General features: G+C 68.4%; 6 protein-coding genes. 1 reads left to right on the forward strand and 5 read right to left on the reverse strand.

All coding sequences use genetic code 11. The features are described 5' to 3' along the window. Positions 1–391: 391 nt before the first annotated feature. Both ACFHWY_RS27735 and ACFHWY_RS27740 read right to left on the reverse strand, forming a co-directional pair. On the reverse strand, positions 392–1,663 hold the full coding sequence (locus ACFHWY_RS27735) for an MFS transporter (RefSeq protein WP_416583200.1): 1,272 nt from the start codon (positions 1,661–1,663) through the stop codon (positions 392–394). 349 nt (positions 1,664–2,012) lie between these two features. Beyond that, positions 2,013–2,186 carry a hypothetical protein gene (locus tag ACFHWY_RS27740; RefSeq protein WP_416583201.1) on the reverse strand — a complete coding sequence of 58 codons (174 nt, stop codon included), beginning with the start codon at positions 2,184–2,186 and terminating at the stop codon, positions 2,013–2,015. Positions 2,187–2,551: 365 nt separating this feature from the next. Between ACFHWY_RS27740 and ACFHWY_RS27745 the strand changes: the two genes are divergently transcribed. After that, entirely contained in the window at positions 2,552–3,535 is a 984-nt protein-coding gene (locus ACFHWY_RS27745) for an ISAs1 family transposase (RefSeq protein ID WP_416583202.1), read from the forward strand. A gap of 112 nt (positions 3,536–3,647) precedes the next feature. Here the strand turns inward: ACFHWY_RS27745 and ACFHWY_RS27750 are convergent, their stop codons facing one another. From ACFHWY_RS27750 to ACFHWY_RS27760, 3 genes are all read right to left on the reverse strand, one after another. After that, on the reverse strand, positions 3,648–4,397 hold the full coding sequence (locus ACFHWY_RS27750) for an SDR family oxidoreductase (RefSeq protein ID WP_416583203.1): 750 nt from the start codon (positions 4,395–4,397) through the stop codon (positions 3,648–3,650). Beyond that, the gene (locus tag ACFHWY_RS27755) at positions 4,394–5,359 is read right to left on the reverse strand and encodes a helix-turn-helix transcriptional regulator (protein ID WP_416583204.1); all 966 of its coding nucleotides are present in this window, start codon (positions 5,357–5,359) and stop codon (positions 4,394–4,396) included. The genes ACFHWY_RS27750 and ACFHWY_RS27755 overlap by 4 nt, the downstream gene beginning before the upstream one ends. Positions 5,360–5,604: 245 nt before the next feature. Continuing rightward, the coding region (locus ACFHWY_RS27760) for an ISAs1 family transposase (protein ID WP_416583205.1) at positions 5,605–6,219 on the reverse strand (615 nt) is incomplete at its 5' end.

Genomic DNA, 6,219 nt, shown 5'->3' on the forward strand with positions numbered 1-6,219 from the left:
CGGACCGGCTGCGGTCCTGCCATATTCGCCACTCTCCGTAACACTTCAATCGGGTACCACCGTATCAACGGCGCTACCAACATCGCCGAAGCCACCCGAGAAGCCACCCACCGCACCCACACCTCATCACCGCCGTGACCACCGGAGAACCGACCGTGACCAGCAGAGACGCTACTTTGCAATAGCCCTGACTGCTGAGTGCAGGGGACTTTCCAACACCGCCAGCATAATTGTGTCGACCGTGAAATTGGTCGACGCGGGTGGTGCGTGATAGTGGGTACGCATGGCGGAATAGCCCGGCCGGATCGGCGGCCGGGCGTAGGCGTTCTGGCGTACGGGGCAGGGGCGGACCACCGTGGTCGCCCGCCCCTGCCGTCGGGAGAGAGGGTGCTCAGTCCTGGCTGACCGGGACCTCGGCCAGGGCGGCGGGCGTGACCGTACGCAGGAACGGAACGACCAACACCAGGGTCGCCACCGCGAAAACGGCGAACGCGGCCCGGATGCCGAACAACTCGGCGAGCAGGCCGACCACGCCGGCGCCCACCGGCAGTGCACCCCAGCTGAACAGCCGGGCGGCGGCGTTGTAGCGGCCCAGCATGTCCTCAGTGACGAGCTGCTGGCTGATGGTCCGTGAGTTCACCGTCCACAGGGTCCCGCCCATGCCACCGAGGAACGCGGCCACGGCGACGACCCGCATGTTGGTGCTGACCACCGGCGCGGCCACCATCGCGGCGGTGCCGAGGATGTCGGCGAACATGGCCCAGCGCCGGCCGAGCCATCGGTTGATCGGCGCGACGGTCAGCGCGCCGAGCAGGCCGCCGGCCCCGAGGGCGCTGAGCAGGATGCCGTAGCCCTTCGAGTCCAGGCCCATCACGTCCGTCGCGATCAGCGGGATCAGCGCCAGCCAGGCACCCCAGCAGGCGGCCAGCACGGTCACCACCATGGTCATCACCCGGAGCAGATGGTGCCGCCAGAGCGTGCGCAGCCCGACGGCGATCTGCTGGTTGACAGTGCCGGCCGGACGTTGGTCGTGGGCCCGGGGCCGGAACCGGCCGACCAGCAGCGCGAGGACCAGCATCGAGATGACGAACGTGACGCCGGTGGCGCCAAGCGCCACGCTGACGCCGGCCGCGACCAGCAGGCCGCCGACGAACGGGCCGCAGAACTCGTTGCAGACGGTCTCGGCGCCGGCCACCCATGAGTTCGCCCGCTGGCGGTCCCGTACGGGAACCGCCGACGGCACGATCGCCGCCCCGGAGGTGAGCGCCACGACCGAGGCCACGCCCAGGGTCAGCCCCGACAGGTACAGCAGCGGCAGGCTGATGGCGTCCACCGCGACCGCGACGAACAGCCCGCCGATCGCGGCCAGCCGGACCAACTCCGCCGCCCACAGCAGCCGCCGGCGGTCGAACCGGTCGACCAGCACGCCGACGTGCAGCGCCACCAGCAGCCAGGGCAGGGTGAGGGTGAGCGCCACAGCGGAGATCTGTGCCGGCGAGTCGGTGAGCCGGGTCGCCATCAACGGCAGGATCACCTTGGTGACACCGTCGGCCAGGTTCGTCATTGCCGTGAAAAGCACCAGAACTGCCGTGTTCCGGCTGCTGGCAGTAGGCGTGGCGGTGACCGGTGGGGACGCTGCCACGCTGGTGACCTGGTCAGTCACGACGAACTCCAGTCCTCGGCCCAGGCGTGTCTGCACATCATATGGTAGTTCGCGGTCACGTCAATCAAAGAAGCCAATGAGGGTATCGCTGAACTCAACCGGCGACGGCTTTCCGCAAATCGTCGACAATTGTCGACAGTGCGGGCCATGTCGCCATGTGATCTGTCTACCGTGACCCGTTCAATAGCTCTTCCGATCGCCGCCGTGAATCCCATATGTTCGGACCAGTTCGATGTGCCGGGATTCGGGAAGGAGCCCCGATGTCCGTACCGCTCACCCAAGGCCATGACGTTCTCGCGCCGGAGCGTGTCGCTTGATGCTGGCGCGAGCCTCTTTGTAACTATTCAGGTCACGCGGCAACTGTGGGCGTCCATGGGTCGCCGAGCAGCGCGTTGCGGAGTTCGGTAGCCGCGCGGAGGCTGTTCTTGCGGATGGTCGAGATGTAGCCGCGGATGGCCAGGAACATCTGGGCGCCGGTGAGCGTGCGGAAGCCGCCACTGACTCTGGTCTTGGACTTGACCATCCGGACGGCTTGTTCCGCGGTGTCGTTCGAGAAGCCGACGGTGAACCGTAGGAACTCGGCGTTGCGGGCTTGCAGTCGTAACGCCAGGTTGCGGGCCGGGGTCTGTCTGCCGGGCCGGGCGGGATGGGCGGTCAGTGCCCGGTCGACGAGGCGGTCGTAGCGTGCGGACAGGTCGTCGTACTTGAATCCGGGTAGCCCGGTATGGCCTCGATCGCGCCAGTGCGCGGTTCAGCGGTGCGCGTCACCGAGCAGTGTGACCAGGTCGCTCGCCCAGCCGTCGGCGGCGGCGTGCGGTGTTGGCTTTGACGGTGCGGGTCTCGCGGCGGCCGTGCCCGGTGTCGCGGCGGCGGTCGCCGAGGATCCGCGTGCATCTGCTGCGATGGCGGCGTGCTCCGTCGTCGGCCACGATCGGCCGGGTGCTGGGGGCTGTTGACGGTGACGCCCTGGACCGGGCCGTGTGCGCCTACCTGGCCCACCGGCATCGCGCCGTCACCGAGCCCGCTCAGTCGCCGTCGCCGACGCAGTCTCGGCGGCTGCGCGTGATCGCCGTCGACGGCAAGGCACTCAAGGGGTCAGCCCGTCTCACCGAGACCCGCCGGCATCTACTCTCGGCGGTCAGGCACGGCACCGTCGTGACCCTCGCCCAGGTGGAAGTCGGCGCGAAGACGAACGAGACCACGCACTTCCAGCCGCTGCTGGCGCCGCTGGACCTGACCGGCACGGTCGTCACCTTCGACGCCCTGCACTCGGTCAAAACGAACATCTCCTGGCTGGTCGAGGCCAAGAACGCCCATTACATCGCGATGATCAAGACCAACCAGCCTACCGCCCACAGCCAACTCGCGGACCTGCCGTGGCGGAACATCGCCGTGCAGCACACCGCCTCCACCCGCGGGCACGGCAGGCGCGAGTCCCGCTCGATCAAGACCTGCGCCGTCGCGGACGAACTCGGCGGAATCGCCTTTCCCCACGCTCGCATGGCCATCCGCGTGCACCGCCGGCGCAAGCAGTCCGGCAAACGCGAGACCCGCGAAGGCGTCTACGCCGTGACCAGCCTCGACGCCCACCAGGCCAGCCCGGCGGACCTGGCCGCCGCGATCCGCGGGCACTGGGCAGTGGAGAACTTTTCACACCACATCAGAGACGTCACCTTCGCCGAGGACGCCTGCACCATCCACACCGGAACCGCACCCCGGGCCATGGCGACCTTCCGCAACCTCGCCATCGGCGCACTGAAAACCCTCGGAGCCGACAACATCGCCAAGACCACCCGAGCGATCCGCGCCGAACCCCAACGAGCACTACCCATCCTGGGCATCACCAACGATCCGGACGCCCACGGAACTTGATTAGGCCCTGGTCTGCCACAGCACCAAATCGCCTCCAGTGATCCAATATGGCCACTTGTCGTGCTCGGGCATTCTATCCTTTTGGCGGTCGGCTAGCGGTCCGGCGGCCGGGTCAGCCGTTCCGTAGAACGCGGTAGCCGAGCGTGGGTGAGAGCCGCATGATCGTGCGTAGGAGCTTGGTCCTGCCGACGTAGAGCTCGTCGCCGCCGCGGCGCATGCCGTCGAGCACCGCTGTCGCCGCCTGACTCGCGCTGATCTTGCCGCGGCCACGCCCGTGCGTCATATCGGTGTCGACGAGGGCCATGACTGCATCGATCACGCTCACGTTCGGGGCTGCGTCCTGACACTGGTAGCGAAGCGCACGGGTGAAGGTGCGCACACCCGCCTTGGTCGCGCAATAGACCGGTGCCGACCGTTTGGGTGCCAGTGCCAGTCCGGTGGAGACGTTTACGATCGCTGCGGAGGGCTGCCGGCGGAAGTGTGGCAACAGGCCGGTGGACAGCGCGATGACGGCGTCGAGATTGACGGCGACCTCGCGACGCACGGCCGGCCGTAGGGAATGCGGGTCGGTGCCGAGGAAGTCAGTGAGTGTCTGCACGCCGGCATTGTTGATCACCACCGAGAGAGTGGGGTGTTGGTCGGTGACCTCGCCGATGAAGGCGTCGACCGCGTCGGGGTCGGCCAGGTCGACCGCCCAGGGGTGGACGCGGTGGCCATGCTCGGCCTCCAGCGCGGTGAGCTGGCCGTAGTCGCGTCCGACCGCCACCACCTCTGCTTCACGTTCGACCAGTTGCCGAGTGAGCTCTCGGCCGATGCCCCTGCCGCCGCCGGTGACAAGAATCGTTCTGCCTGCGAGGTTCATCGCCCCGCCTCCTTTACTCGCGCGGATTGGTGGTCCCGGTTGCCGAGGTGAGGTTGGGAGGTCGGGCGGGCGAACGCCGTTCGGTAGGCTGCGGGCGTCATGGCGGTCCGGCGCCGGAACTCGCGGGTGAAGTGTGGTTGGTCGGCGTAGCCGCAGGCGAAAGCGACCACGCCGAGCGAGTGTCCGGCGTTCAACAAGAGGTCGGCGGCGGCCTCGGCGCGCGCGGCGGCGAGCAGCACGGTGAAGCCGCCCTCGGCCCGCAGCCGGCGTTGCAGGCTGCGTGGCGCCATGCCCAGCTCGGTGGCCAGGGAACCTAACGTCCAGCGGTGGGCGAGGTTGCCGGCGAGCAGACGCCGGGTCCGGGCTGCCACGTCGGATTCGGTGACCGGCCGATCCGCCCTTGGCGTCGGCGCGAGCGATGACCATGCGAAGTGCCAGACCGCGGTGGCGTGACCGGGCGGTGGGGCCGTGAAGACCCCGTCGGCGTACACGATCAGCGCCTGGCGTGGGTCGAGCGCGACCCTTACCCCGCGCGCACCGATCGCCGCCAGCAACGCTGACAGCACGCCGAGGATCAGCGCATTCTCGGCGGGCTCGGGCGGAGCTCCGGGTGGCCCGACGTGCTCGGCGACGAGGTGGGACGGGCCCGCCTCGCGCACCACGACCCGGTGGCGCGAGTGGGTGAAGCGCTCCAGCCGGCCCCACCGCGCAAATAGGTCGTCGGGGGTCCTGGCGGCCGCAAGCGCCATCAGGGCCGGATCCGGCGGCAGCCGCGGCAGGAACAGGCCCACGCGCAGCAGTGGTAGCAGTCCGTGGGCCTGCGCTATGCCGGCAAGGAGCTGGCGCTTCGCCTTGAGCGGCATCAGCGGACCACCCGACGGGTATGCCGGGACCGCGATCGCCTCCTCGGCGAGCGCGCGCCGCACCGTTGCGATCAGGACCGCGCTCGCGAACTCGTCCACCGGATCCTCGTCCCATTTCCCGAACTGTCTCGGGAAAGGCTATGCCGGCAGCGACCGGAGGTCTTGAACAATGACGCCAGCTGTGCGACGCAGAAGGTCGATCCCGGGCTGTCTCTGGTGCCGCGGCCTCGACTGCCGAATCCACAGCCCACGAAGGCTGGAGTTGGCGTGGCTATTACTCGATCGCCTCGGGCACGTCCACGGCCCCGGCGTTGTTCCTCTATGTCTGGTTTGATCATCTTCCGTTAGATGCCGTAGACGGCGAAGGTGTCGGCGCGGTCGTGGAGGTCGCGGCGGGCGTGGGCGATGTTTGCCCGTCCGGCGAGGCGGAAGGTGTTCAGGGCCAGGTTGCGCATGGCGGCCAGGTTGCGGGGAGCCGTACCGGTTTTTAGCTGGGAGTCGTCTTCGCTGAAGGTGACGCCTCGGACCCAGTGGATCTTGTTCTCCACGGACCAGTGCCCTCTGGCGTAGGCGTTGAGGTGCTGCGGGCCGGCGTGGTCGGCGTCGAGGCTGGCGATGCCATAGATGATCTGTTTGCTGGTGCGCACCCCGTCGAGGCCGCCGGTGTCGCGGCGTAGCCTGAACACTTGCCGGGCGCCGGGGAACAGGGTGTCGTCGCAGGCGGCGACACGGATCGTGCGGCGTTCGGTGCGCCCGTGCCCACGATCGGAGCCGATGTCCATGCTGTCGGCGAACGTGGTGTCGCTGCCGGACAGCAACGTCTGGGCGGCGTGCAGGGCGAGCGGCTGATTGCGTTTGAGGATCAGTAGATAGTGGGCGTGGAAGGTTCGGTGATCAACCGGGCGGTCTTCTTCGTGGTGTGCAGGGCGTCCAGGGTGAGCAGCATGCCGGCCACGTTC

Origin of the sequence: Micromonospora sp. LOL_024 (assembly GCF_048060415.1) — a bacterium.
Lineage (GTDB): Bacteria > Actinomycetota > Actinomycetes > Mycobacteriales > Micromonosporaceae > Micromonospora.